19 protein-coding genes are annotated in these 22,553 nt (G+C 69.7%); 2 read left to right on the forward strand and 17 right to left on the reverse strand.

What is annotated here, in order from left to right; genetic code table 11:
- Nucleotides 1-52 precede the first annotated feature (52 nt).
- The 3 genes from rpe to fmt all read right to left on the reverse strand — a co-directional run bounded on the left by rpe (nucleotide 53) and on the right by fmt (nucleotide 3,743).
- A complete protein-coding gene (rpe, locus tag NBG84_RS35310; RefSeq protein ID WP_250923782.1) occupies nucleotides 53-739 on the reverse strand; it encodes a ribulose-phosphate 3-epimerase in 687 nt (228 codons plus the stop codon).
- Nucleotides 740-1,023: 284 nt separating this feature from the next.
- Complete coding sequence (locus NBG84_RS35315; protein WP_250923783.1) at nucleotides 1,024-2,469, reverse strand: RsmB/NOP family class I SAM-dependent RNA methyltransferase; 1,446 nt, start codon at nucleotides 2,467-2,469, stop codon at nucleotides 1,024-1,026.
- 317 nt (nucleotides 2,470-2,786) lie between these two features.
- Nucleotides 2,787-3,743: a methionyl-tRNA formyltransferase gene (gene fmt / locus NBG84_RS35320; protein WP_250923784.1), complete on the reverse strand. Its 957-nt coding sequence runs from the start codon at nucleotides 3,741-3,743 to the stop codon at nucleotides 2,787-2,789.
- A 236-nt stretch (nucleotides 3,744-3,979) separates the two neighbouring features.
- On the opposite strand from fmt, the gene NBG84_RS35325 reads away from it, so the two are divergent.
- Nucleotides 3,980-4,516: a hypothetical protein gene (locus NBG84_RS35325; RefSeq protein ID WP_250923785.1), complete on the forward strand. Its 537-nt coding sequence runs from the start codon at nucleotides 3,980-3,982 to the stop codon at nucleotides 4,514-4,516.
- Nucleotides 4,517-4,819: 303 nt separating this feature from the next.
- Here the strand turns inward: NBG84_RS35325 and NBG84_RS35330 are convergent, their stop codons facing one another.
- From NBG84_RS35330 to pyrR, 14 genes are all read right to left on the reverse strand, one after another.
- Nucleotides 4,820-6,964, reverse strand: a complete 2,145-nt coding sequence (locus NBG84_RS35330) for a primosomal protein N' (protein WP_250923786.1) — start codon at nucleotides 6,962-6,964, stop codon at nucleotides 4,820-4,822.
- Nucleotides 6,965-7,234: 270 nt separating this feature from the next.
- Nucleotides 7,235-8,458, reverse strand: a complete 1,224-nt coding sequence (gene metK / locus NBG84_RS35335; RefSeq protein WP_250923787.1) for a methionine adenosyltransferase — start codon at nucleotides 8,456-8,458, stop codon at nucleotides 7,235-7,237.
- 251 nt (nucleotides 8,459-8,709) lie between these two features.
- A complete protein-coding gene (gene coaBC / locus NBG84_RS35340; protein WP_250923804.1) occupies nucleotides 8,710-9,912 on the reverse strand; it encodes a bifunctional phosphopantothenoylcysteine decarboxylase/phosphopantothenate--cysteine ligase CoaBC in 1,203 nt (400 codons plus the stop codon).
- A 116-nt stretch (nucleotides 9,913-10,028) separates the two neighbouring features.
- Nucleotides 10,029-10,301, reverse strand: a complete 273-nt coding sequence (gene rpoZ / locus NBG84_RS35345; protein ID WP_250923788.1) for a DNA-directed RNA polymerase subunit omega — start codon at nucleotides 10,299-10,301, stop codon at nucleotides 10,029-10,031.
- 121 nt (nucleotides 10,302-10,422) lie between these two features.
- On the reverse strand, nucleotides 10,423-10,995 hold the full coding sequence (gene gmk, locus NBG84_RS35350; RefSeq protein WP_250923789.1) for a guanylate kinase: 573 nt from the start codon (nucleotides 10,993-10,995) through the stop codon (nucleotides 10,423-10,425).
- 38 nt (nucleotides 10,996-11,033) lie between these two features.
- Nucleotides 11,034-11,357 carry an integration host factor gene (locus tag NBG84_RS35355; protein ID WP_250923790.1) on the reverse strand — a complete coding sequence of 108 codons (324 nt, stop codon included), beginning with the start codon at nucleotides 11,355-11,357 and terminating at the stop codon, nucleotides 11,034-11,036.
- Between the two features lie 300 nt (nucleotides 11,358-11,657).
- On the reverse strand, nucleotides 11,658-12,488 hold the full coding sequence (gene pyrF, locus NBG84_RS35360; protein ID WP_250923791.1) for an orotidine-5'-phosphate decarboxylase: 831 nt from the start codon (nucleotides 12,486-12,488) through the stop codon (nucleotides 11,658-11,660).
- Complete coding sequence (locus NBG84_RS35365; protein WP_250923792.1) at nucleotides 12,485-13,603, reverse strand: quinone-dependent dihydroorotate dehydrogenase; 1,119 nt, start codon at nucleotides 13,601-13,603, stop codon at nucleotides 12,485-12,487. Before NBG84_RS35365 ends, pyrF begins: the two co-directional genes overlap by 4 nt.
- A 69-nt stretch (nucleotides 13,604-13,672) precedes the next feature.
- The gene (gene carB / locus NBG84_RS35370; protein ID WP_250923793.1) at nucleotides 13,673-16,981 is read right to left on the reverse strand and encodes a carbamoyl-phosphate synthase large subunit; all 3,309 of its coding nucleotides are present in this window, start codon (nucleotides 16,979-16,981) and stop codon (nucleotides 13,673-13,675) included.
- Nucleotides 16,974-18,110 carry a glutamine-hydrolyzing carbamoyl-phosphate synthase small subunit gene (carA, locus tag NBG84_RS35375; RefSeq protein ID WP_250923794.1) on the reverse strand — a complete coding sequence of 379 codons (1,137 nt, stop codon included), beginning with the start codon at nucleotides 18,108-18,110 and terminating at the stop codon, nucleotides 16,974-16,976. Before carA ends, carB begins: the two co-directional genes overlap by 8 nt.
- Nucleotides 18,107-18,685 carry a PH-like domain-containing protein gene (locus tag NBG84_RS35380; RefSeq protein ID WP_250923795.1) on the reverse strand — a complete coding sequence of 193 codons (579 nt, stop codon included), beginning with the start codon at nucleotides 18,683-18,685 and terminating at the stop codon, nucleotides 18,107-18,109. The genes carA and NBG84_RS35380 overlap by 4 nt, the downstream gene beginning before the upstream one ends.
- Nucleotides 18,682-19,968: a dihydroorotase gene (locus tag NBG84_RS35385; protein ID WP_250923796.1), complete on the reverse strand. Its 1,287-nt coding sequence runs from the start codon at nucleotides 19,966-19,968 to the stop codon at nucleotides 18,682-18,684. Before NBG84_RS35385 ends, NBG84_RS35380 begins: the two co-directional genes overlap by 4 nt.
- Nucleotides 19,969-19,970: 2 nt before the next feature.
- Nucleotides 19,971-20,951, reverse strand: a complete 981-nt coding sequence (locus NBG84_RS35390; RefSeq protein ID WP_250923797.1) for an aspartate carbamoyltransferase catalytic subunit — start codon at nucleotides 20,949-20,951, stop codon at nucleotides 19,971-19,973.
- A 145-nt stretch (nucleotides 20,952-21,096) separates the two neighbouring features.
- On the reverse strand, nucleotides 21,097-21,672 hold the full coding sequence (pyrR, locus tag NBG84_RS35395; protein WP_250923798.1) for a bifunctional pyr operon transcriptional regulator/uracil phosphoribosyltransferase PyrR: 576 nt from the start codon (nucleotides 21,670-21,672) through the stop codon (nucleotides 21,097-21,099).
- A gap of 276 nt (nucleotides 21,673-21,948) precedes the next feature.
- Here pyrR and bldD point away from each other — a divergent pair, with 276 nt between their 5' ends.
- Nucleotides 21,949-22,449 carry a transcriptional regulator BldD gene (bldD, locus tag NBG84_RS35400; protein WP_250923799.1) on the forward strand — a complete coding sequence of 167 codons (501 nt, stop codon included), beginning with the start codon at nucleotides 21,949-21,951 and terminating at the stop codon, nucleotides 22,447-22,449.
- Nucleotides 22,450-22,553: the final 104 nt, after the last annotated feature.

The following is a 22,553-nucleotide window of genomic DNA, read 5'->3' on the forward strand; positions in this document are numbered from 1 at the left end:
GCGGTTTCCCGATGCGCGGCCGGAACGATTCGCTTCACGGCCGTCGGGGTGCTCAGTGCCGGCAGGCCCAGCCCGCCGTGGCGATGGTCCCCTCGGCCTTGGCGCGCAGGGCGCGCACCGCCTCGGCGGGGTCGCTCGCGCCGTAGACCGCCGAACCGGCGACGAAGACATCCGCGCCTGCTTCCGCGCACCGCTCGATGGTGGCGTCCGAGACCCCGCCGTCCACCTGGAGCCACAGCTCAAGGCCGTGCTTGGAGATCAACTCACGGGTTCGCCGGATCTTCGGCAACATGATGTCGAGGAAGGCCTGACCGCCGAATCCGGGCTCCACGGTCATGATCAGCAACATATCGAGTTCGGGGAGGAGGTCCTCGTACGGCTCGATCGCGGTCCCGGGCTTCAGCGCCATCGAAGCTCGCGCGCCCTTGGCGCGGATCTCTCGTGCCAGCCGTACGGGAGCTGCCGCCGCCTCCACATGGAAGGTGACGGAACCCGCCCCCGCCTCGACGTACTGCGGTGCCCATCGATCGGGGTCGTCGATCATCAGATGGCAGTCCAGCGGCGTCTCCGTCGCCCGGCTGAGGGATTCCACGATCGGCACACCCAAGGTCAGATTGGGCACGAAGTGATTGTCCATCACATCGACGTGGAGCCAGTCGGCGCCTTCGACTGCCTTGGCCTCATCTGCCAGGCGGGCGAAGTCTGCGGAGAGGATGCTGGGATTGATCTGTACGGCCATGGCCCAAGCCTGCCATGCCCGGACGCGCTTCCCCGCCCTGGTTGAGGTTCCGGTATGGACCAATGCGGTCCGAGGTCAATTGAGTACGCACATTCCAGCCTTTTTCGCCCCTGCCGATGGGCTCTGCGACCGCACGGGCCTCGCCAAGACGTCATCTCACGCGGTGATGGCGCTTCCCGCGGCTCATCACCGTGTGGTGCGAGTGAGCCGACCCCTGCCATGACCGCGCCAAACGACTACCCGCGCCGCGTCGACCGGTGTGGGTGGACGTTGGGCGCAGGCCCTCAGGCAGTGCGTCTGAGCAGCGCCAGATACATCGCGTCCGTGCCGTGGAGATGCGGCCAGAGCTGTACGTCCGGACCATCCCCCAGGGCGGGGACACCCTCCATCAACCCTCTGGCGTCCACCCACTCGGCCTCGACCGGTGCGCCTCCGCGTCCGCGCAGCACATCGGTGACGACCACCCGGGTCTCAGCCAGATGCGGCGAGCAGGTCGCGTAGCCGACGACTCCACCGACGCGTACCGCCCGCAGCGCCTCCCGCAACAGCGACCGCTGGAGCGGGGCGAAGCCGTCCAGATCCTCCGGGCGCCGGCGCCAGCGCGCCTCGGGGCGGCGCCGAAGCGCCCCCAGCCCCGAGCAGGGGACATCGACGAGCACCCGGTCGAAACTGCCCGGTGCCCACGGCGGACGGGTCCCGTCCGCGGCGATGACCTGGTAGGGCCCCGGATTGCCGGCCAGTGCCTGCGCCACCAGTCGGGCCCGGTGGGGCTGCTTCTCGGACGCGAGGAGTGACGCACCGCGCTGGGCAGCCAGCGCCGCGAGCAGGGCGGCCTTGCCGCCGGGGCCGGCACAGCCGTCGAGCCAGCGGGTGTCGGGGCCGTCCACGGGTGCGTTGGCCAGGGCGATGGCGACGAGCTGACTGCCCTCGTCCTGGACCCCGGCCCGACTCTCCCGTACCGCGGCGATGCTGCCCGGCTCCCCCCCTTCGACCATCCGTACGGCATAGGGGGACCAGCGGCCCGGCAGGGTGGTGTCATCCCCCAGCGCGTCGAGCAGTTCTTCGCTGGTCGCTCGGCCGGGGCGGGCCACCAGGGTCACATCGGGCCGTTCGTTGTCGGCCTCCAGCAGGTCCTCGATCCCGGCGCGAGGGCCCCCGAGCGCGTCCCAGAGCGCGGAGACGATCCAGCGCGGATGGGAGTGCACCACCGCCAGATGCTCTTCGGCGTCCTCGTCATAGGGCGGCGCGACCTGCTCAAGCCAGCTGTCGAGATCGGCGCGGGAGATCTTGCGCAGTACGGCGTTGACGAACTTGGCCCGCCCGTCGCCCAGCACCACCCTGGCCAACTCCACGCTCGCCGAGACGGCGGCATGGGTGGGGATACGCGTCCCGAGGAGCTGGTGCGCACCGAGCGAGAGCACATCGAGCACCGGGGGGTCCACCTCACGCAGCGGCCGGTCGATGCAGGCCGCGATGATCGCGTCGTAGGTTCCCTGCCGGCGTAGCGTGCCATAGACCAGCTCGGTGGCGAGAGCCGCGTCACGGCTGTCGAAGTCGCCCTTCTCACGGGCCTTCCGCAGCAGTGGGGGAAGGACGAGGTTGGCGTACGCATCGCGCTCGTCGACGGCCCGTAGCGCCTCGAAGGCAAGAATCCGCACGGGGTCTCGCTGGGGGCGGCGATAGGGCTTGTGGGGGCGGCCAGGCCCCTTGGGGCGTGCCTGCTGGTTCAAAGGTGCTCCGGCTGTCGAAAAGGGTCTAACCCCGCCAGGGTAGTCCTTGGCCGGCCCAGTGCCCGGTGGGCGACCGTTCGGGGCGGCTTCCGGCGAGGAACAGGCGCCGCGAGGGCCGCCCTCGTCATCGGGGTCTCGCGGGCGACCGAGTCCTGCCGGGGCGTCGGGGAGCGCAGCCCCCGCGCTCATCGCGTTCGGCCCTGTCGGCTCAGCCGCCGTGGACGGTTCCCATCGGGGTGGACGGATTGCGCGCGCTGACGCGCGACCCGACCGTCCCCGTTGTCCCGAACCCGTTTCCGGCGGTCCCGCTCGACCGATCAGGGCTTTGCGCTGTCCGCGTCCTGCACGCCCACCCGCTCGCCGGCGGCGATCCGCACCCCGCGCGCCCAGTCGGCGGCGCGCATCGGCTTCTTCCCCTGGGGTTGCACCCAACCCAACTCGACGGCGTGCGATCCGGTACCGACGTGCACATGGTTCTTGCCGGCGGACAGTTCGCCGGGGCTCAGCTCGGTGCGCTCCGGATCGAGTTGTACGGAGACCAGCTTGAGCCGTTCGCCCCGGAACTCGGTCCACGCACCCGGCGCGGGCGTACAACCCCGGACCACGCGGTCGACACGCAGCGCGGGCGCGGTCCAATCCACCCGGGCGTCCTCGACCGCGATCTTCGGCGCGAGGGAGACGCCTTCGGCGGGCTGCGGCACGGGGTGCAGGGTGCCGTCCTCGATGCCGTCCATGGTCGCGGCGAGCAGACCGGCGCCCGCGAAGGCGAGCCTGGTGAGCAGGTCGCCGCTGGTGTCCGTGGGCCTGATCGTCTCGGTGATCACTCCGAAGACCGGTCCCGAGTCCAGGCCCTCCTCGATCTGGAAGGTGGCGGCGCCGGTCATCTCATCCCCGGCGAGCACCGCGTGCTGGACGGGCGCGGCACCGCGCCAGGCGGGGAGCAGCGAGAAGTGGAGGTTCACCCAGCCGCGTGCGGGGACGTCGAGGGCGACCTTGGGCAGCAGCGCACCATAGGCGACGACCGGGCAGCAGTCCGGCGCGATCTGCCGCAGCCGGGCGAGAAAGTCCTCGTCCCTCGGCTTGACCGGCTTGAGCACCTCGATCCCGGCCTCTTCGGCGCGCTGGGCGACGGGGCTCGCCACCAGCCGCCTTCCCCGCCCGGCCGGGGCGTCGGGGCGGGTGATGACCGCCGCCACCTCGTGCCGGCCGGAGGCCAGCAGGGCGTCCAGAGCGGGTACGGCGACCTCGGGGGTGCCTGCGAAGACGAGCTTCATCGGTGCTGACTGCCTCTCAGGCTGATATGTACGGTGAGCCGATCATGAGCGGCGCACCAGTCTATGGCGGATGACGGTAGGGGGCGTACGGGAGCCCGCGCGCCCTCAGTAGATGCATATACGCCCCCGCAGCGTGACCACATCGACGGGTAGCGCGTTGGTCAAGAGAGATTGACCGAAGCGGGCCGCCGGGACGCGGCCCGGCCCCTTTCAACGCCGGTTCGAGAGGCTTCCCAATGGCCGACCACGCAACCCACGATGCCCAAGCCCGGGCGAGTCTGCATCTGTTGGTGCGGGACATCGAGCGGGTCCGCCGGCAGGTGGACGCATTGCGCACGCTGACCGCGCAGCTGGGCAATGTCTACCGCCCGCGGCGCTCCGGTCCTTCCACCGGTTTCGTCGTCTACGGCAGAGCTCCCGCGCCGACGGTCCGTCTCGCACAGGAGTTGCGCGACAGCGTCGAGACGCTGGTAACGGCTGCCGTGGACTTCGACCGCTCGCTGGGCTTCTCATGGGATGCGGTCGGCTCGGCGCTCGGTGTGACCAAACAGGCGGTGCACCGCCGCTATGGCGCACGCCGGGCGGTGCAGCAGCCCGGAACCACCGATGACCTCCCCATCGATTCGACCACGACCCGTACGCTGCCGAGCTCGCCGCTGCCCGCCGCGGCGGTGCCCGCGGCCCGAGCGATGCCGCCGCAGCCGTCGGTGGCCGGCCAGTCCCTGCGCGAGGAGATCCGTCCGAGTGCCTTCCCCGGTCCGCGCAACGGTTGACCTCCCGCGCCTGCTGCCTCCTGCCCGGCCGGGTAGGGGGCAGTGGTGTGTGCCGGGCGGGGTGGGCCGTGGCGGCCCGCCGAACCCATCGGTCGGACCGGGGCGTTCGGCGGCACGGCGGGTGACGTGCCCGGAGGCGGGGACAGCGTGCGGAGTCGCGTCACGAGGGCGGGTGCTGACCTGGGTGGACTTCGACAGGCCGCACCGAACCGCAACGGCTCCGGCTTCGGGCCCGACGAGGAACGGACCCACCAGCGGTAGAAGTCGGGCAGCGACTGCGAATCGACCAGCCGGCGCAGGACACTAGCCGAGGTCCAGCGGGTCGATGCGGATCCGCACCTGCTCGGTGCCACCGCGGGCCAGCCGGCTGGCCTGGGCCGACTTCAGTGCGGTCGCCAGCGCGGCGCCGCTGCCCGGTGGGACCCGGAGCAGGGCCCGCACCCAGGTCTCCCCGATCGGGGGATCGCCGGGTCTGCGCGGTCTCCCCGCTGGGGGGTCCGGTAGCGGTACCGGGCCGAGAACCTCCACATCGCCGGGAAGCTCAGCGGCGGCGACGAAGGCACCCACCACATCCGTCCGGCCTATGACCGCTGCCATCCGGGATACCGGTGGGAAGCCCAACTCCGCTCGCTCGGCCAGTTCGCGCTGAGCATGGCCGATCGGGTCCCAGCGGACCAGCGCCTGAACAGGACGGAGAGTGGGCTCCGCGACGACCACCACCGTGCCGCCCTCGCTCTGCCCACGCACCAGCGCGGCCGCGTCGATCCATCGCCTCAGAGCGTCCTCACCGGCCCTGAGGTCGGGCCGTCCCAGCATCGCCCAGCCATCGAGCAGCAGCGCCGCCGTGTATCCCCCTTCAGCGATCGGCTCGGCCCCCGGGGTACTCACCACCAGCGCCGGCCGGCCGGGAACGGCGTCCAGCACATGGTCCCGACCCGAGGTGCGCACCGGGACAGCGGGAAAAGCGCGGCCCAACTCCTCAGCGGTGCGTCGCGCCCCGACGACCCGCGCCCTCAGTCTCGTACCGCCGCATTCGGGGCAGTGCCAGTCACCCGCGTCGCGACCGCACCAGCGACAGGAGACATCGCGCTGATCGGGCGCTTGCAGCGGCCCCGCGCAGTGGGCGCAGCGGGCGGTGGCCCGGCAGCGCTCGCACGCCAGCGCGGGCACATAGCCTCGCCGGGGCACCTGAACCAGCACCGGCCCGGTCTTCAGGCCGTCGCGCACGACCTGCCAGGCGAGACTGGGCAGCCGGGCCGCGCGGGCGGCCTCATCACGCGCCAACTCCGCATCGCCGACGGTACGGACCAAAGGGGCGGCCTGTCGCACCGTCTCGCGTGCGGCGGTCAGCGGCAGGGCCCAACCGCTCTCCACCAACTGGGCGGCTTCCACCGTGCAGCTGGTGCTGCCCAGCAGGAAGGCGCATTTGTCATGGGTGGCGCGCAGCTCCAGGACCTCACGGACATGGGGGAAGGGCGCGTTGTCGTCGCTCAGGCTGGAGTCGCCGTCATCCCATACGGCGACCAGGCCGAGGTCCCGCACCGGGGCGAACATCGCGGCTCGGGTCCCCACGACGGCCCGTACCGAGCCGCGACGGACGGCGAGCCACTGGCGGTAGCGCTTCTCCGGTCCTGACTCGGCGGTCAGCAGGGCATGGCGGCCCTCGCCCAGCAGGGCCGTGAGCGCGGAGTCAAGCCGCGCGGCCCGCCGCCCGTCAGGCACCACCACCAGCGCACCGCGTCCGGAGGCGAGGGTGGCAGCGACGGCACGGGCCAACTCATCCGGCCAATGGGGGCCGGGCAGTGCGGTCCAGACGGCCCTGGGCACGCCACCACCCGCGAGTGCCGACAAGAACGCCGGGCCGCGGCCGTATCTCTGCCAGGTCCCGGCATCCGGCGCGTCGGGAAGGGGCAGCGGCTCGGGGGACGGCTTGGACTCCGCCCGTCCGTTCCGTGGCGGGACGGCGAGCTGGAGGACATCGGCCAAGGACCCCGCATAGCGATCGGCGACGGCCCGCGCGAGGGTGAGCATCTCGGGGCTGAGGACAGGCTCGGGTGAGACCACATAGGCCAGCGCGGCCAACGCCCCCCCGTAGTCGGTGTCGGCCCGGCGCTCGACGATAAAGCCGTCGATCAGCCCGCCCCCCTCCCGCCGCCCCTCCCGCACCCGATGCCCCCCGGCGCCGAACCGCACCCGCACCCGCACCCCGGGGCGGGCGTCGGCGTCGAGCTCCTCCGGCACGGCGTAGTCGAAGAACTGATCGAGATGAAGCACACCCTTGTTGACCAGCACCCGCGCCACCGGCAGCTCCTTGGCGAGCACCGCCCCACGCCAGGTGCGCGGTTTCGCCTTGGGCACCTTGGCCTTGCGGACGGTCTCCCGAATGAGCGCAAGCTGCTCGGGCCCACTGGCCGCGGGCTCTTCCGGCTGCTCGTTGTCGCTGCTCACAGCCAAATTCCTACCAGACCTCACTGACACCGCCACTGGCCCGCACAGCTCCCGCGAGCTCGGCGGGCGGCAGGAGAGGGCTTCGCGACCGGTGACCCGCTGCCGAGGTGGTGCGATGCCCCCATCGGGGCGAGCGACGGCCCGAGCTGCGCCACCCCGGCCCGGCGGGAACACCGCACATCGCGGTGAGCCGGTGGCCCCGGCATGGCCGAGGCCCCGACCGCCCCATCCGGGCGGCCGAGGCCTCAGTGGTGCCTTGGAGCGGCGTGCCTAGAGGCCAGCCGCCGTCCGGAGGGCGTCCACGCGGTCGGTGCGCTCCCAGGTGAAGTCCGGCAGCTCACGACCGAAGTGGCCGTACGCGGCCGTCTGCGCGTAGATCGGCCGGAGCAGGTCGAGGTCGCGGATGATCGCGGCCGGGCGGAGGTCGAAGACCTCGGTGATGGCCTGTTCGATACGGTCCACCTCTACCGTGGCCGTGCCGAAGGTCTCCACGAAGAGGCCCACCGGCTCTGCCTTGCCGATCGCGTACGCGACCTGGACCTCGCAGCGCGCGGCGAGGCCGGCGGCCACGACGTTCTTGGCGACCCAGCGGGTGGCGTAGGCGGCGGAACGGTCGACCTTGGAGGGATCCTTGCCGGAGAAGGCGCCGCCGCCGTGGCGGGCCATGCCGCCGTAGGTGTCGATGATGATCTTGCGGCCGGTGAGCCCGGCGTCGCCCATCGGCCCGCCGATCTCGAAGCGTCCGGTCGGATTGACCAGCAGACGGTATCCGTCGGTGTCCAGCTTGATGCCGTCCTCGACCAGCTGCTTCAGAACGTGCTCGACCACGAACTCACGGATGTCGGGCGCGAGCAGGGAGTCCAGGTCGATGTCCGACGCGTGCTGCGAGGAGACCACGACGGTGTCCAGGCGGATGGCCTTGTCACCGTCGTACTCGATGGTGACCTGGGTCTTTCCGTCCGGTCGCAGATACGGGATGGTGCCGTTCTTACGGACCTCGGAGAGACGGCGGGAGAGCCGGTGCGCCAGGTGGATCGGCAGCGGCATCAGCTCGGGCGTCTCATCGCAGGCGTAGCCGAACATCAGGCCCTGGTCGCCCGCGCCCTGCTTGTCCAGGTCATCCCCCTCCGCACTGGCGGCAGAGCCCTGGACCCTCTTCTCATAGGCGGTGTCAACGCCCTGGGCGATGTCGGGCGACTGCGCGCCGATGGAGACTGAGACACCGCAGGACGCGCCGTCGAAGCCCTTCTTGGACGAGTCGTAGCCGATGTCGAGGATCTTGTTTCGCACGAGCGTCGGGATGTCGGCGTACGCCTTGGTGGTCACCTCGCCGGCGACATGCACCAGGCCGGTGGTGATCAGGGTTTCGACGGCGACGCGGGAGGTCGGGTCCTCCGACAGCAGGGCGTCGAGAATGGTGTCGCTGATCTGGTCGGCGATCTTGTCGGGGTGACCCTCGGTCACAGACTCCGAAGTGAAGAGACGGCGGGACACATCGCTCCCTGGGGTTGCAGCGGCTGCTGGCTGATCATTGGCGGACCGGCAGGGGGCTGCGCCCCGCGACGTTCCACGACCAGTTTATCCGTGACCCCTCGAACGCGGACCACCCGTCTCGATCCGTGGGAGTCTGGCGGGAAGTCTCCCACCTGCGGCTGGAAGGCATCGGGCAGGAGAATAGGCCGAAATCCACCGCCGGGATGCCGCTTTTCGGGTGATTTCATCCACTCGCCCGAGGAAGTGCGCCATCACTCGAAACGTGGCACAACCAGATCCCAGACGACATCCGCCAGAGCCTCCTTGGGCCCGTACGGCACCGGCGTGTCCACCCCGTCGGCCGCGAGCACCACGGCCTCGTTCTCCTCCGAGCCAAAGGTCTTCCGCTCCCCCACCTCATTGACGACCAGCAGATCACAACCCTTACGGCGCAGTTTCTCGCGGCCGTTGGCAAGGACGTCGTCAGTCTCCGCGGCAAAGCCCACAATCACCTGACCGGCTCGGGGCCGTTCGGCTGAGATCTCGGCGAGGATGTCGGGATTGCGCACCAGCGCGACGGCTGCGGGCTCGACCCCGTCCTTCTTCTTGATCTTGCCGGTCACATACTCCGCAGGGCGAAAATCGGCTACGGCGGCAGCCATCACCACCGCATCCGCGTCGGCGGCGGCCTTCAGCACGGCCTCGCGCAACTGAACGGCCGTGCCCACATGAACCACATCCGCACCAGCCGGATCGCTCATGGTGGTGTTGGCTGCGATGAGGGTCACCCGTGCGCCACGGGCCACCGCGGTACGGGCCAGGGCGTACCCCTGCTTGCCGGAGGAGCGGTTGCCCAGGAACCGAACCGGGTCGAGCGGCTCCCGGGTACCGCCGGCGCTGATCACCAGATGGCGACCGAGCAGATCCGGCTCGGCCACCCCGCGGGCCAGTACCCGCCGGCACACCTCAAACAGCTCCCCCGGCTCCGGCAGTCGCCCCTTGCCGGTGTCCACCCCGGTCAGCCGACCCACGGCCGGCTCGACCACCACGGCTCCGCGACGGCGCAGGGTCGCCACGTTCTCCTGAGTAGCCGGGTTCTCCCACATCTCGGTGTGCATCGCAGGGGCGAAGACAATCGGGCAGCGCGCGGTCAGCAGCGTGTTGGTGAGCAGATCACCCGCGAGCCCGTGGGCCGCCTTCGCCAGCAGATCGGCGGTGGCCGGGGCCACCACCACGAGATCGGCGCCCTGGCCGATCCGCACATGCGGCACCTCGTGCACATCGGACCAGACCTCGGTCGAGACCGGATGCCCGGAGAGCGCGGACCAGGTGGGGGCGCCCACGAACTCCAACGCGGCGGCGGTCGGCACGACCCTGACGTCATGACCCGACTCGGTGAGCCTGCGCAGCAGCTCACACGCCTTGTAGGCGGCGATGCCCCCGCTGACCCCCAGGACGACCTTCGGCTTGTCCACTACGTCTCCCCACGCTTCGTCCGTACTCACCCGCACTCCCCTATGACACACCACAGGCCCGACGGACGCGCCGCCGGGCCTGGGAGGGAATGCTGTGACGCTGTTCCGATACGGCCTCAGGTGGCCGGGCCGTCAATGGCCTCGGAGGTCAGCAGGCCCGCGTTGATCTCACGCAGGGCGATCGAGAGGGGCTTCTCGTGGACATGGGTGTCGACGAGCGGACCGACGTACTCCAGCAGGCCCTCGCCCAGCTGGGAGTAGTACGCATTGATCTGACGCGCACGCTTCGCCGCGTAGATCACGAGACTGTACTTCGAGTCCGTGGCCTCAAGCAGCTCGTCGATCGGCGGGTTGATGATGCCCTCGGGCGCAGTGATGGAAGAGGACACGCTCTACCTTCCGAAGTGGGAGAAAACCGGGTGGTGTGCTCGGGAATCACTCCCCGTAGCTGAAGGACTCGCCGTAACTGGAAGAACTCACCCCGGTCGGGGGATTCCAGATAGCCGAAGGTCACTCTCCAGCGGACACCATGAGCAAGGCTAGCAGCTCACGGGCTACGTCCTCGACGGAGGTATTGACGAGGGTGGTGTCAAACTCCGATTCGGCGGCCAGTTCGATACGAGCGGCGGCCAGTCGACGGTCGATCACCTCGGCCGATTCGGTGCCTCGGCCGGTGAGCCGGCGAACCAGCTCCTCCCAGCTCGGTGGAGCCAGGAACACCAGCTGCGAGTCCGGCATGGATTCCTTCACCTGTCGGGCGCCCTGGAGATCGATCTCCAGCAGTACGGGCTCGCCCGACTCCAACCGCTGGAGAACAGCCTGGCGGGGTGTGCCATAGCGGTTACCGGCGAACTCGGCCCACTCCAGCAGTTCGCCATTGGCGATCAGCTTGTCGAACTCATCGTCGGTGACGAAGAAATACTGCACGCCGTGGCGCTCGCCCGGGCGCGGCCTTCTGGTGGTGGCCGACACCGAGAGCCAGACCTCGGGATGAACCTTGCGCATATGCGCGACGACCGTGCTCTTACCGACCCCGGAGGGGCCGGAGAGCACGGTCAGCCGCGGACGTACCTCTGCTGCCATGCAGCGATTATCCAGGTTCCCAGGGGTGCCCGGGAACGTCAGGCGGGCTTGGCGCCGAACTCGCGCTCCAAGGAGGCGATCTGGTTGGAGCCAAGACCGCGAACCCGGCGGCTTTCGGAGATGCCAAGCCGCTCCATGATCTGCTTGGCGCGGACCTTGCCCACGCCCGGCAGGGACTCAAGAAGGGCGGAGACCTTCATCTTGCCGATGACGTCGTTCTCCTGACCCTGCTTGATGACGTCTTGGAGCGAGGCACCGGAGTGCTTGAGTCGATTCTTGACCTCGGCCCGCTCCCGGCGAGCCGCGGCGGCCTTTTCGAGCGCGGCTGCGCGCTGTTCAGGGGTAAGGGGCGGAAGAGCCACGCCTACGTCACCTCGGATGTCGAACTGTCGGATACGGACCAGCGCGGAGCCTTGTGGCCCCACACCAGGCGAGGAACGAGCAACAGAGTGCTCGTTCGCTCTTCGACGGAGACTAGCGGCCAACACCGCTCTAGTCAGCGAGAACAAGCGAAAAGTCCTGGTCAGCATCGACCGACCAGGACATTTCCGACATAACGAGCAGGATTTGCGCCAAGATTCCGTCAAGCGAGCCTCGGGTGTTTCCCCTGGAGATCCAGGTGAGCGCCTACCCGCGGTGCGCAAACATGTACGAAGAGGGCTTCAGGCCCCGACCGCCACCCTGGTTTCGTCGACGAAACGCCGCGCCGCCGACCGCAGGCCCGCAATGTCGGGTCCGTACCGAAGTACTCCCCGGCTCACGCTCGGTAGGACATCGCCCACGGCGTCCCCGAAGACCCGCGGCAGATCGGCGGGGGTCGCGCCCTGTGCGCCGATGCCGGGAGCCAGCAGGGGGCCGTTGATCGAGAGGTTCACCCCGGCGTCGGACAGGGTGGCGCCGACGACCGCGCCGACCGAGCCCAGCGGCTGGGCACCGGCGTTCTCGTCGGCCATGTGGTCCAGCATCACCTGGGCGAGGGAACGTCCGTCCGCCACGGTGGAGCGCTGCACCTCCGCCCCCTCCGGGTTGGAGGTGAGGGCGAGTACGAAGACCCCCGCGCCCGCGGCGGCCGCCGCGTCCAGCGCGGGCCGGAGTGAGCCGAAGCCCAGATACGGGGAGAGCGTCAGCGCGTCCGAGAACAGCGGGGAGTCCGGATCCAGGAAGGTCGCCGCGTACGCCGCCATCGTGGAGCCGATGTCGCCGCGCTTGGCGTCCATCAGCACCAGCGCGCCCGCCGCCCTGGCCTCCACGACCGCCTTCTCCAGCACGGCGATACCGCGGGAGCCGAAGCGCTCGAAGAAGGCGGACTGCGGCTTGAGAACGGCGACCCGGTCCGCGAGCGCCTCCACCGTGGTGCGGGTGAAGCGCTCCAGGCCCGCGACATCGTCGTTGAGGCCCCAGTCCTTCAGGAGGGAGCCATGCGGGTCGATGCCCACACAGAGCGGGCCGCGGGTCTCCATCGCGGCCCGCAGCCGGGTACCGAAGGGGGTCATGCGGCGGCCTGCTTCCTGGCGGTCTCACGGGTGTCAGCGCCGATCGCGTCGGCGAGGGTGGCATGGGGGCTGGCGGCCAGCCGGGCGGCGAGGCCCTTGTGGATGGAGCGGCTCCAGAAGGGGCCCTGGTAGACGAAGGCGCTGTATCCCTGGACCAGGGTCGCTCCGGCGAGGATGCGCTGCCAGGCGTCCTCGGCGTTCTCGATGCCTCCGACGCCGACCAGGGTGACGCGGTCGCCCACTCGGGCGTACAGCCGTCGCAGGACGTCCAGGGAGCGTTCCTTGAGGGGTGCCCCCGAGAGCCCACCGGTCTCCGCGGTCACGGCGGCATCGGAGCGCAGCCCCTCGCGGGAGATGGTGGTGTTGGTGGCGATGATCCCGTCGAGGCCGAGCTCGATCGCGAGATCGGCTACGGCGTCGATGTCGTCGTCGGCGAGATCGGGTGCGATCTTGACCAGAAGCGGTACGCGTCGATCGGTGACCGTACGGTCGGCGGCCGCACGGACGGCCGTGAGCAGCGGCCGGAGCGACTCGGTCGCCTGGAGGTCGCGCAGTCCTGGGGTGTTGGGCGATGAGACATTCACCACGAGGTAGTCGGCGTGTCGGGCGAGCCGCTCGGTGGAGGTGACGTAGTCGTCGACCGCTTCGGTCTCGGGGACCACCTTGGTCTTGCCGATGTTGACTCCGACGGTGGTCTTCAGGACCGGACGACGCTCCGCGAGCCGCTGGGCGACGGCGGCCGAACCCTCGTTGTTGAAGCCCATGCGGTTGATGAGCGCACGGTCGACAACCAGCCGGAAGAGTCGCTTCTTGGGGTTGCCCGGCTGGGCGAGTCCGGTGACCGTGCCGATCTCGACATGGTCGAAGCCGAGCATGGCCAGACCGTCGATGGCGACGGCGTTCTTGTCGAAGCCGGCCGCGAGTCCGAAGGGGCCGTGCATCCGCAAGCCCAGCGCCTCGGTCCGCAGCTCCTTGTAGCGCGGTGCGAGCACCGCGGCGATGTAGGTGCGCAGGACCGGGACGGACGCGGCCAGTCGGATCCAGCGAACGGCCTGGTGGTGGGCCGCCTCGGGGTCCATCCGCTGGAAGACGAGGTGGAAGAACAGCTTGTACATAGGAGATGTCCTCATCGGAGGCCTCATGAGAAGGGGGACACCGTGGTCCGGTGTCCCCCGCTCTCGTGACTAGGCTCGGGCGGCGGTCAGATGCTGTGCGTGCTCCTGGAGGGAGCGGACGCCCACCTCGCCGCGGCCCAGCGCGTCGATGCCCTGGACGGCGGCGGCAAGCGCCTGGACCGTGGTGAGGCAGGGGACCGAACGCGCCACCGCGGCCGTACGGATGTCATAACCGTCGAGCCGGCCGCCGGTTCCGTAGGGGGTGTTGACGATGAGGTCCACCTCGCCGTCGTGGATCAGCTGGACGATGGTCCGCTCGCCGTTCGGGCCCTCGCCCTCGCTCTGCTTGCGCACGACGGTGGCGTTGATCCCGTTGCGCTTGAGGACCTCGGCGGTACCGGAGGTGGCCAGCAGCTCGAAGCCGTGGGCGACCAGTTCGCGCGCCGGGAAGATCATCGATCGCTTGTCGCGGTTGGCGACGGAGATGAACGCCCGGCCCTTGGTGGGCAGCGGGCCGTACGCCCCGGCCTGCGATTTGGCGTAGGCGGTACCGAAGACGGTGTCGATGCCCATGACCTCGCCGGTGGAGCGCATCTCCGGGCCGAGGATGGTGTCCACGCCCCGGCCGTGGATGTCGCGGAAGCGCGACCACGGCATCACGGCTTCCTTGACCGAGATGGGAGCGTCCATCGGCAGGGTGCCGCCGTCGCCCTCGGCCGGGAGGAGGCCCTCGGTGCGCAGTTCGGCGATGGTCGCGCCGAGCGAGATGCGGGCGGCGGCCTTGGCCAGCGGTACCGCGGTCGCCTTCGAGGTGAAGGGGACGGTACGGGAGGCCCGGGGGTTGGCTTCGAGGACGTAGAGGATGTCCCCGGCCATGGCGAACTGGATGTTGATCAGTCCGCGGACGCCGACCCCGCGGGCGATGGCCTCGGTGGAGGCGCGCAGGCGCTTGATGTCGTAGCCGCCGAGGGTGATCGGGGGCAGTGCGCAGGCCGAGTCACCGGAGTGGATGCCGGCTTCCTCGATGTGTTCCATCACACCGCCGAGGTAGAGGTCCTCGCCGTCGTAGAGCGCGTCCACGTCGATCTCGATGGCGTCGTCGAGGAAGCGGTCGACCAGGACCGGCCGGGTGGGGCTGATCTCGGTGGACTCGGCGATGTAGGACTCCAGCCGGGCCTCCTCGTACACGATCTCCATGCCGCGTCCGCCCAGGACGTAGGAGGGGCGTACGAGGACGGGGTAGCCGATCTCGTCGGCGATGGCCTTGGCCTCGTCGAAGGTGGTGGCGGTGCCGTGCTTGGGGGCGGGCAGGCCGGCCTCCTTGAGGACGCGGCCGAAGGCCCCGCGGTCCTCGGCGGCGTGGATGGCCTCCGGTGGGGTGCCGACGACCGGTACTCCGTTGTCCTTGAGTGCCTGGGCGAGACCGAGCGGGGTCTGGCCGCCGAGCTGGACGATGACGCCCGCGATGGGTCCGGCGAGGGACTCGGCGTGCACGATCTCCAGGACGTCCTCCAGGGTGAGCGGCTCGAAGTAGAGCCGATCGGAGGTGTCGTAGTCGGTGGAGACGGTCTCGGGGTTGCAGTTGACCATCACGGTCTCATAGCCCGCGTCGCTGAGTGCGAAGGAGGCGTGGACGCAGGAGTAGTCGAACTCGATGCCCTGTCCGATGCGGTTGGGGCCCGAGCCGAGGATGATGACCGCGGGCTTCTCCCGGGGTGCGACCTCGCTCTCCTCGTCGTAGGAGGAGTAGAAGTACGGGGTCTTCGCGGCGAACTCGGCGGCGCAGGTGTCGACCGTCTTGTAGACCGGGCGGATACCGAGGGCGTGGCGGACCTCGCGGACGACGTCCTCACGCAGTCCGCGGATGTCCGCGATCTGTACGTCGGAGAAGCCGTGGCGCTTGGCCTCGGCGAGGAGTCGGGGCTCCAGCTTCTCGACGGCGGCCAGCTCGTCGGCGTACTCCTTGATCAGGAACAGCTGGTCGACGAACCAGGGGTCGATCTTCGTGGCGTCGAAGACCTCTTCGGGGGTGGCGCCGGCGCGGATGGCCCGCATCACGGTGTTGATCCGGCCGTCGGTGGGGCGGGCGGACTCGCGTAGCAGTTCGTCCTTGTCGCCCGGCTCTCCGGTGAAGTCGAACTGGCTGCCCTTCTTCTCCAGGGAGCGCAGGGCCTTCTGGAGGGCCTCGGTGAAGTTGCGGCCGATGGCCATGGCCTCGCCGACCGACTTCATGGTGGTGGTGAGGGTGGAGTCGGCGGAGGGGAACTTCTCGAAGGCGAAGCGGGGGGCCTTGACGACGACGTAGTCGAGGGTGGGCTCGAAGGAGGCCGGGGTCTTCTCGGTGATGTCGTTGGGGATCTCGTCCAGCGTGTAGCCGACGGCGAGCCTGGCGGCGATCTTGGCGATCGGGAAGCCGGTGGCCTTGGAGGCGAGCGCGGAGGACCGGGAGACCCGGGGGTTCATCTCGATGACGATGATCCGGCCGTCGACGGGGTCGATGGCGAACTGGATGTTGCAGCCGCCGGTGTCCACGCCGACCTCGCGGATGATGGCGATACCGATGTCGCGGAGCCGCTGGTACTCGCGGTCGGTCAGGGTCATCGCGGGCGCGACGGTGATGGAGTCACCGGTGTGGACGCCCATGGGGTCGAAGTTCTCGATGGAGCAGACGACCACGACGTTGTCGTGCTTGTCGCGCATCAGCTCCAGCTCGTACTCCTTCCAGCCGAGGATGGACTCCTCCAGGAGCACCTCGGTGGTCGGGGAGAGGGTGAGGCCCTGGCCGGCGATCCGGCGCAGTTCGTCCTCGTCGTGGGCGAAGCCGGAGCCGGCGCCGCCCATGGTGAAGGAGGGGCGGACGACGACGGGGTAGCCGCCGAGGGTGTCGACGCCCTTGATCACGTCGTCCATGGAGTGGCAGATGACCGAGCGGGCGGACTCGCCGTGGCCGATCTTCTGCCGTACCGCGTCGACGACTCCCTTGAAGAGGTCGCGGTCCTCGCCCTTGTTGATGGCCTCGACATTGGCGCCGATCAGCTCGACGCCGTACTTCTCCAGTACGCCCTGCTCATGCATGGAGATGGCGGTGTTGAGCGCGGTCTGGCCGCCGAGGGTGGGCAGGAGTGCGTCGGGGCGCTCCTTGGCGATGATCTTCTCAACGAACTCGGGGGTGATCGGCTCGACATAGGTGGCGTCGGCGATCTCCGGGTCGGTCATGATCGTGGCCGGGTTGGAGTTGACCAGGATGACCCGGATGCCCTCGGACTTCAGGACCCGGCAGGCCTGGGTGCCGGAGTAGTCGAACTCGGCGGCCTGCCCGATGACGATCGGGCCAGAGCCGATGACCAGGACGGACTGGATGTCGGTGCGCTTAGGCACGCTGGCCCTCCATCAGGGATACGAAGCGGTCGAACAGGTACGCGGCGTCGTGCGGGCCAGCGGCTGCTTCGGGGTGGTACTGGACGCTGAAGGCCGGCTGGTCGAGCAGCTGGAGGCCCTCCACCACGTTGTCATTGAGGCATACGTGGGAGACCTCGGCGCGGCCGAAGGGAGTGTCGGAGACCTCGTCGAGCGGGGCGTCGACGGCGAATCCGTGGTTGTGGGCGGTGACCTCGACCTTGCCGGTGGAGCGGTCCTGGACGGGCTGGTTGATCCCGCGGTGTCCGTACTTCAGCTTGTAGGTGCCGAATCCGAGCGCCCGGCCGAGGAGCTGGTTGCCGAAGCAGATGCCGAAGAGGGGGGTCTTGCGCGCGAGGACGGCCTTGATGACGGTGAGGTCGGCGGTGGCGGGGTCGCCGGGGCCGTTGGAGAGGAAGACTCCGTCGGGCTCGATGGCGTACACCTCATCGGCGGTGGCGGTCGCGGGCAGTACGTGCACCTCGATGCCGCGCTCGGCCATCCGGTGCGGGGTCATGCCCTTGATGCCGAGGTCGAGCGCGGCGACGGTGAAGCGCTTGGTGCCGATCGCGGGGACGACATAGGTCTCGGCGGTGGCGACCTCGGCGGAGAGGTTGGCACCGGTCATCTGGGGCGCGTCCTGGACCCGGGCGAGCAGGGTCGGCTCATCGGCGATGCGGTCGCCGGAGAAGATGCCGACGCGCATCGCACCGCGCTCGCGCAGATGGCGGGTGAGGGCCCGGGTGTCGATGCCGCTGATGCCGACGATGCCCTGGGTGGTGAGTTCGTCGTCGAGGGTGCGGCGGGATCGCCAGCTGGACGGGACGCGGGCGGGGTCGCGTACGACGTATCCGGCGACCCAGATGCGCTTCGACTCGTCGTCCTCGTCGTTGATCCCGGTGTTGCCGACGTGCGGCGCGGTCATCACGACGACCTGGCGGTGGTACGAGGGGTCGGTCAGCGTCTCCTGGTAGCCGGTCATTCCGGTGTTGAAGACCGCCTCGCCGAAGGTCTCCCCCACGGCGCCGTAGGCACGGCCGCGAAAGGTGCGGCCGTCCTCCAAGACGAGTACGGCGGGAGCTTGGGCGGCTCTCCGGGTGGAGGTGGTCATCGTGCGCCTTCCGTCGTGTTGATCAGGTGGTTCAGGGTGGTGACCCACTCGTTGTGTTCGGCCGCCCGGTCGGAGCGGAAGCCGGAGTCGATCAGGGTGTCGCCGTGTTCCCAGGTGATGACGAGCAGCCCGCCATCGGCCAGGACCTTGCCGGCGATGCCCTTGTCGAGCCGGACCTCGCGCAGGGCCTGCTGGGGGACGAAGAAGTCGGTGGCCCCGGTGCGTACGACACTCAGACCGGCGTCGGTGAGGGTCAGCTCGACCCGGCTGCGGACGCCCAGTCCATGGGCGACGATCCGATCGAGCCACTGTCCCGCGGTGGTGGAGCCGTGGTAGCGGCCGGTCAGCGCGAGGCGGGTCCCGCCCGGCTCCGCGGGGGCCGCGGGCAGCTGCGGCAGGCCGGATTGCAGGCTGCCGCGCCACTTCCAGCCCTGCCGCATCAGCCAGTAGACCAGGGCGATGAAGAGGAGCAGCCCGACGACCCAGCCCAGGCGGGCCGTCCAGTCGGTGACCTCCGCGGACTTCTTTTCCGCGGCGATGCCGATTCCGGCTGCGATGGTGGTGAGAGATGTCACGCGAGTTTCCCGTCGACGACCGTTGCCCGGCCCCGCAGGAAGGTGTGGGTGACGCGTCCCGGCAGCTCACGGCCCTGGTAGGGGGTGTTGCGGCTGCGGGATGCGAAGCCCGCGGGGTCCACCGTCCCACGGTAAGCCGGATCGACGAGGGTCAGGTTCGCGGGCTCACCAGCCGAGATGGGCCGGCCGTGGCCATCGAGGCGGCCGATCACCGCGGGGCGGAAGGACATCCGGTCCGCGACGGCCGCCCAGTCGAGCAGTCCGGTCTCCACCATCGTCTCCTGGACCACCGAGAGCGCGGTCTCCAGGCCCACCATGCCCATGGCCGCGGCGGCCCACTCGCAGTCCTTGTCCTCGTGGGGGTGGGGGGCGTGGTCGGTGGCGACGCAGTCGATGGTGCCGTCGGCGAGCGCCTCGCGCAGGGCGAGCACATCGGTCTCGGTGCGCAGCGGCGGGTTCACCTTGTAGACGGGGTTGTAGCTGCGCACGAGTTCATCGGTGAGCAGCAGGTGGTGGGGGGTGACCTCGGCGGTGACGTCCCAGCCCTTGGACTTGGCCCAGCGGACGATCTCGACCGAGCCGGCGGTGGAGAGGTGGCAGATGTGGACGCGCGAGCCGACGTGGGCGGCGAGGAGCACATCGCGGGCGATGATCGATTCCTCGGCGACGGCGGGCCAGCCGCCCAGGCCGAGCTCGGCGGAGACGACGCCCTCGTTCATCTGGGCGCCCTCGGTGAGCCGGGGCTCTTGGGCGTGCTGGGCGATCACGCCGTCGAACGCCTTCACGTACTCCAGCGCCCGTCGCATGATCACGGCGTCGTCGACGCACTTGCCGTCGTCGGAGAAGACCTTCACTCCGGCGGCGGAGTCGTGCATCGCCCCGAGTTCGGCGAGCTGCTTGCCCTCCAGGCCCACGGTGACCGCGCCGACCGGCTGGACGTCGCAGTAGCCGGACTCCTTGCCGAGCCGGTAGACCTGCTCGACCACCCCGGCGGTGTCGGCGACGGGGAAGGTGTTGGCCATGGCGTGGACGGCGGTGAAGCCGCCGATGGCCGCCGCCCGGGTGCCGGTGAGGACGGTCTCGGAGTCCTCGCGGCCGGGCTCGCGCAGATGGGTGTGCAGATCGACCAGCCCGGGCAGCAGGATCTGGCCGTCGGCTTCGATGACGGTCGCGTCGCCGGCCTCGATGGAGCTCGCCACCTCGGCGATGGTCCCACCGTCGATCAGTACGTCCTGCGGCTCGCCGCCGAGCACCTTCGCACCGCGAATAAGGATCTTGCTCATCTTTACTTGGTCTCCTCGATACGCGAGTGGGTGACGGCTGGTTCAGCGCCGCCGAGCAGCAGATAAAGGACGGCCATCCGGATGGAGACACCGTTGGCGACCTGCTCGACCGCCGTGCAGCGGTCGGAGTCGGCGACATCGGCGGTGATCTCCATACCGCGGTTCATCGGGCCGGGGTGCATCACGATGGCGTGCTCGGGCATCCGGGCCATGCGCTCGCCGTTGAGGCCGTAGCGGCGCGAGTACTCGCGCTCGGTGGGGAAGAAGGCGGCGTTCATCCGCTCGCGCTGCACCCTCAGCATCATCACGCCATCGGACTTGGGCAGCACCCGGTCGAGGTCGTAGCTGACCTCGCAGGGCCAGCTCTCGACGCCCACGGGCACCAGGGTCGGCGGAGCGACCAGGGTGACCTCGGCGCCCAGGGTGTGCAGCAGCAGCACATTGGAGCGGGCGACCCGGCTGTGCAGCACGTCCCCGACGATGGTGATGCGGCGGCCGGCGAGGTCCTGGCCGAGTCCGGTATCACGGCCGACGAGGCGCCGGCGCATGGTGAAGGCGTCCAGCAGGGCCTGAGTGGGGTGCTCGTGGGTGCCGTCGCCCGCGTTCACGACGGCGCCGTCGATCCAACCGGAGTTGGCCAGCCGGTAGGGGGCGCCGGAGGCGGGGTGGCGGATGACGACGGCGTCCGCGCCCATCGCTTCCAAGGTCAGCGCGGTGTCCTTGAGGGATTCGCCCTTGGAGACGGACGAGCCCTTGGCGGAGAAGTTGATGACGTCGGCGGAGAGCCGCTTGGCGGCGGCTTCGAAGGAGATCCGGGTTCGGGTCGAGTCCTCGAAGAAGAGATTGACGACGGTACGGCCGCGGAGGGTCGGTAGCTTCTTGATCGGCCGGTCGGCGACCCGGGCCATCTCCTCGGCGGTGTCGAGGACGAGGACGGCGTCATCGCGGGTGAGATCGGCGGCGGAGACGAGGTGATGCTTCATCTGTGCTCCGGTGTGTCGGCGTCGGGGGCGGGGGCTCACGGGGGTCACCCGCTGGTGTCGCGTCCCCGCAGGCCCTGGGGCGCTGCTGGACATGCGGGCGCGCGGAACCCGCCGGTCGACGGGCCGCGTGGGGGTCTGGGACGGGCTACGGTCCGGTGACCGGGGCGGTCTCACGCACGCCGAGCAGCACGGTGTCGCGACCGTCCTCCTCGGCGAGTTGGACCTTGACGGTCTCGCGCAGCGAGGTGGGGATGTTCTTGCCCACGTAGTCGGCGCGAATCGGTAGCTCGCGGTGGCCTCGGTCGACGAGGACGGCGAGCTGTACGGCGCGCGGCCGGCCGATGTCGCCGAGCGCGTCGAGAGCGGCGCGGATGGTGCGGCCGGAGAACAGCACGTCGTCGACGAGTACCACCAGCCGGCCGTCGACGCCTTCCGCGGGGATCTCGGTGCGGGCGAGCGCGCGGGCCGGACGCAGCCGTAGGTCGTCGCGGTACATGGTGATGTCGAGGGAGCCGACCGGGATCGAGCGACCGGTGATCTCCTGGAGCTTGTCGGCCAGTCTGCGGGCGAGGAAGACACCACGGGTGGGGATGCCGAGCAGCACGACATCGTCGGCGCCCTTGGCGCGTTCGACGATCTCATGGGCGATACGGGTCAGTACCCGTGCGATGTCGGGCGCCTCAAGCACGGGGCGTGCCGCATCGGAGCTGTGCGTGTCCATACGAAACGGACCTCCTTCTCCGCCTCACGGGACGGACCTTAAAGGACGTCGAAAATTGCGTTACCCACCGTATCAGGGTCGCCCCGCCGTCCCGCCAGGCCCCCTCTCACCCCCGGAAGGCAGCCCCGGAGGCGCGGCGGAAGCCTGGATAGGGGACCCTGGGACCAGGACGGTCCCGATCATGACAACAGACCGCTCCAGACCATTCGGCTTGACGCATCCAAGTAACGCTGCGTAACCTCACAGTGAGTTACCAGACTTCGTCCGGGGAGCTATATGTCCAGCGAATACGCAAAGCAGCTCGGGGCCAAGCTCCGTGCCATCCGCACCCAGCAGGGGCTGTCCCTCCACGGTGTGGAAGAGAAGTCCCAGGGCCGCTGGAAGGCCGTGGTCGTCGGTTCGTACGAGCGCGGCGACCGTGCCGTGACCGTACAGCGTCTGGCCGAGCTGGCTGACTTCTACGGCGTCCCGGTGCAGGAGCTGCTTCCCGGGACCACGCCTGGCGGGGCGGCCGAGCCGCCGCCGAAGCTCGTGCTGGACCTGGAGCGGCTCGCCCATGTGCCGCAGGAGAAGGCGGGTCCGCTCCAGCGGTACGCGGCCACGATCCAGTCCCAGCGAGGGGACTACAACGGCAAGGTCCTCTCCATCCGCCAGGACGACCTGCGGACGCTGGCCGTCATCTACGACCAGTCCCCCTCGGTCCTGACGGAGCAGTTGATCAGCTGGGGCGTGTTGGACGCAGACGCACGCCGTGCGGTCAGTCACGAGGACAGCTGAGTCGGCTCCCCTGGGCTCCAGGCTCCACCCAAGGAGTCAGGGCCCTAGTGGAGAAACGTCACGTCTCAGGGCGTATCCGCAGTGCGCGGATACGCCCTGAGACG

The sequence above is a fragment of the Streptomyces albipurpureus genome, assembly GCF_023701525.1.
Classification (GTDB): domain Bacteria; phylum Actinomycetota; class Actinomycetes; order Streptomycetales; family Streptomycetaceae; genus Streptomyces; species Streptomyces albipurpureus.

Excerpts from the sequence above, each read along its gene's own strand:
- carA (WP_250923794.1), bottom strand. The coding sequence starts at position 18,110 with ATGACCACCTCCACCCGGAGAGCCGCCCAAGCTCCCGCCGTACTCGTC.
- NBG84_RS35390 (WP_250923797.1), bottom strand. The coding sequence starts at position 20,951 with ATGAAGCATCACCTCGTCTCCGCCGCCGATCTCACCCGCGATGACGCC.
- NBG84_RS35325 (WP_250923785.1), top strand. The coding sequence starts at position 3,980 with ATGGCCGACCACGCAACCCACGATGCCCAAGCCCGGGCGAGTCTGCAT.
- fmt (WP_250923784.1), bottom strand. The coding sequence starts at position 3,743 with ATGAAGCTCGTCTTCGCAGGCACCCCCGAGGTCGCCGTACCCGCTCTG.
- pyrR (WP_250923798.1), bottom strand. The coding sequence starts at position 21,672 with ATGGACACGCACAGCTCCGATGCGGCACGCCCCGTGCTTGAGGCGCCC.
- rpe (WP_250923782.1), bottom strand. The coding sequence starts at position 739 with ATGGCCGTACAGATCAATCCCAGCATCCTCTCCGCAGACTTCGCCCGC.
- gmk (WP_250923789.1), bottom strand. The coding sequence starts at position 10,995 with ATGGCAGCAGAGGTACGTCCGCGGCTGACCGTGCTCTCCGGCCCCTCC.
- pyrF (WP_250923791.1), bottom strand. The coding sequence starts at position 12,488 with ATGACCCCCTTCGGTACCCGGCTGCGGGCCGCGATGGAGACCCGCGGC.
- bldD (WP_250923799.1), top strand. The coding sequence starts at position 21,949 with ATGTCCAGCGAATACGCAAAGCAGCTCGGGGCCAAGCTCCGTGCCATC.
- NBG84_RS35365 (WP_250923792.1), bottom strand. The coding sequence starts at position 13,603 with ATGTACAAGCTGTTCTTCCACCTCGTCTTCCAGCGGATGGACCCCGAG.
- NBG84_RS35385 (WP_250923796.1), bottom strand. The coding sequence starts at position 19,968 with ATGAGCAAGATCCTTATTCGCGGTGCGAAGGTGCTCGGCGGCGAGCCG.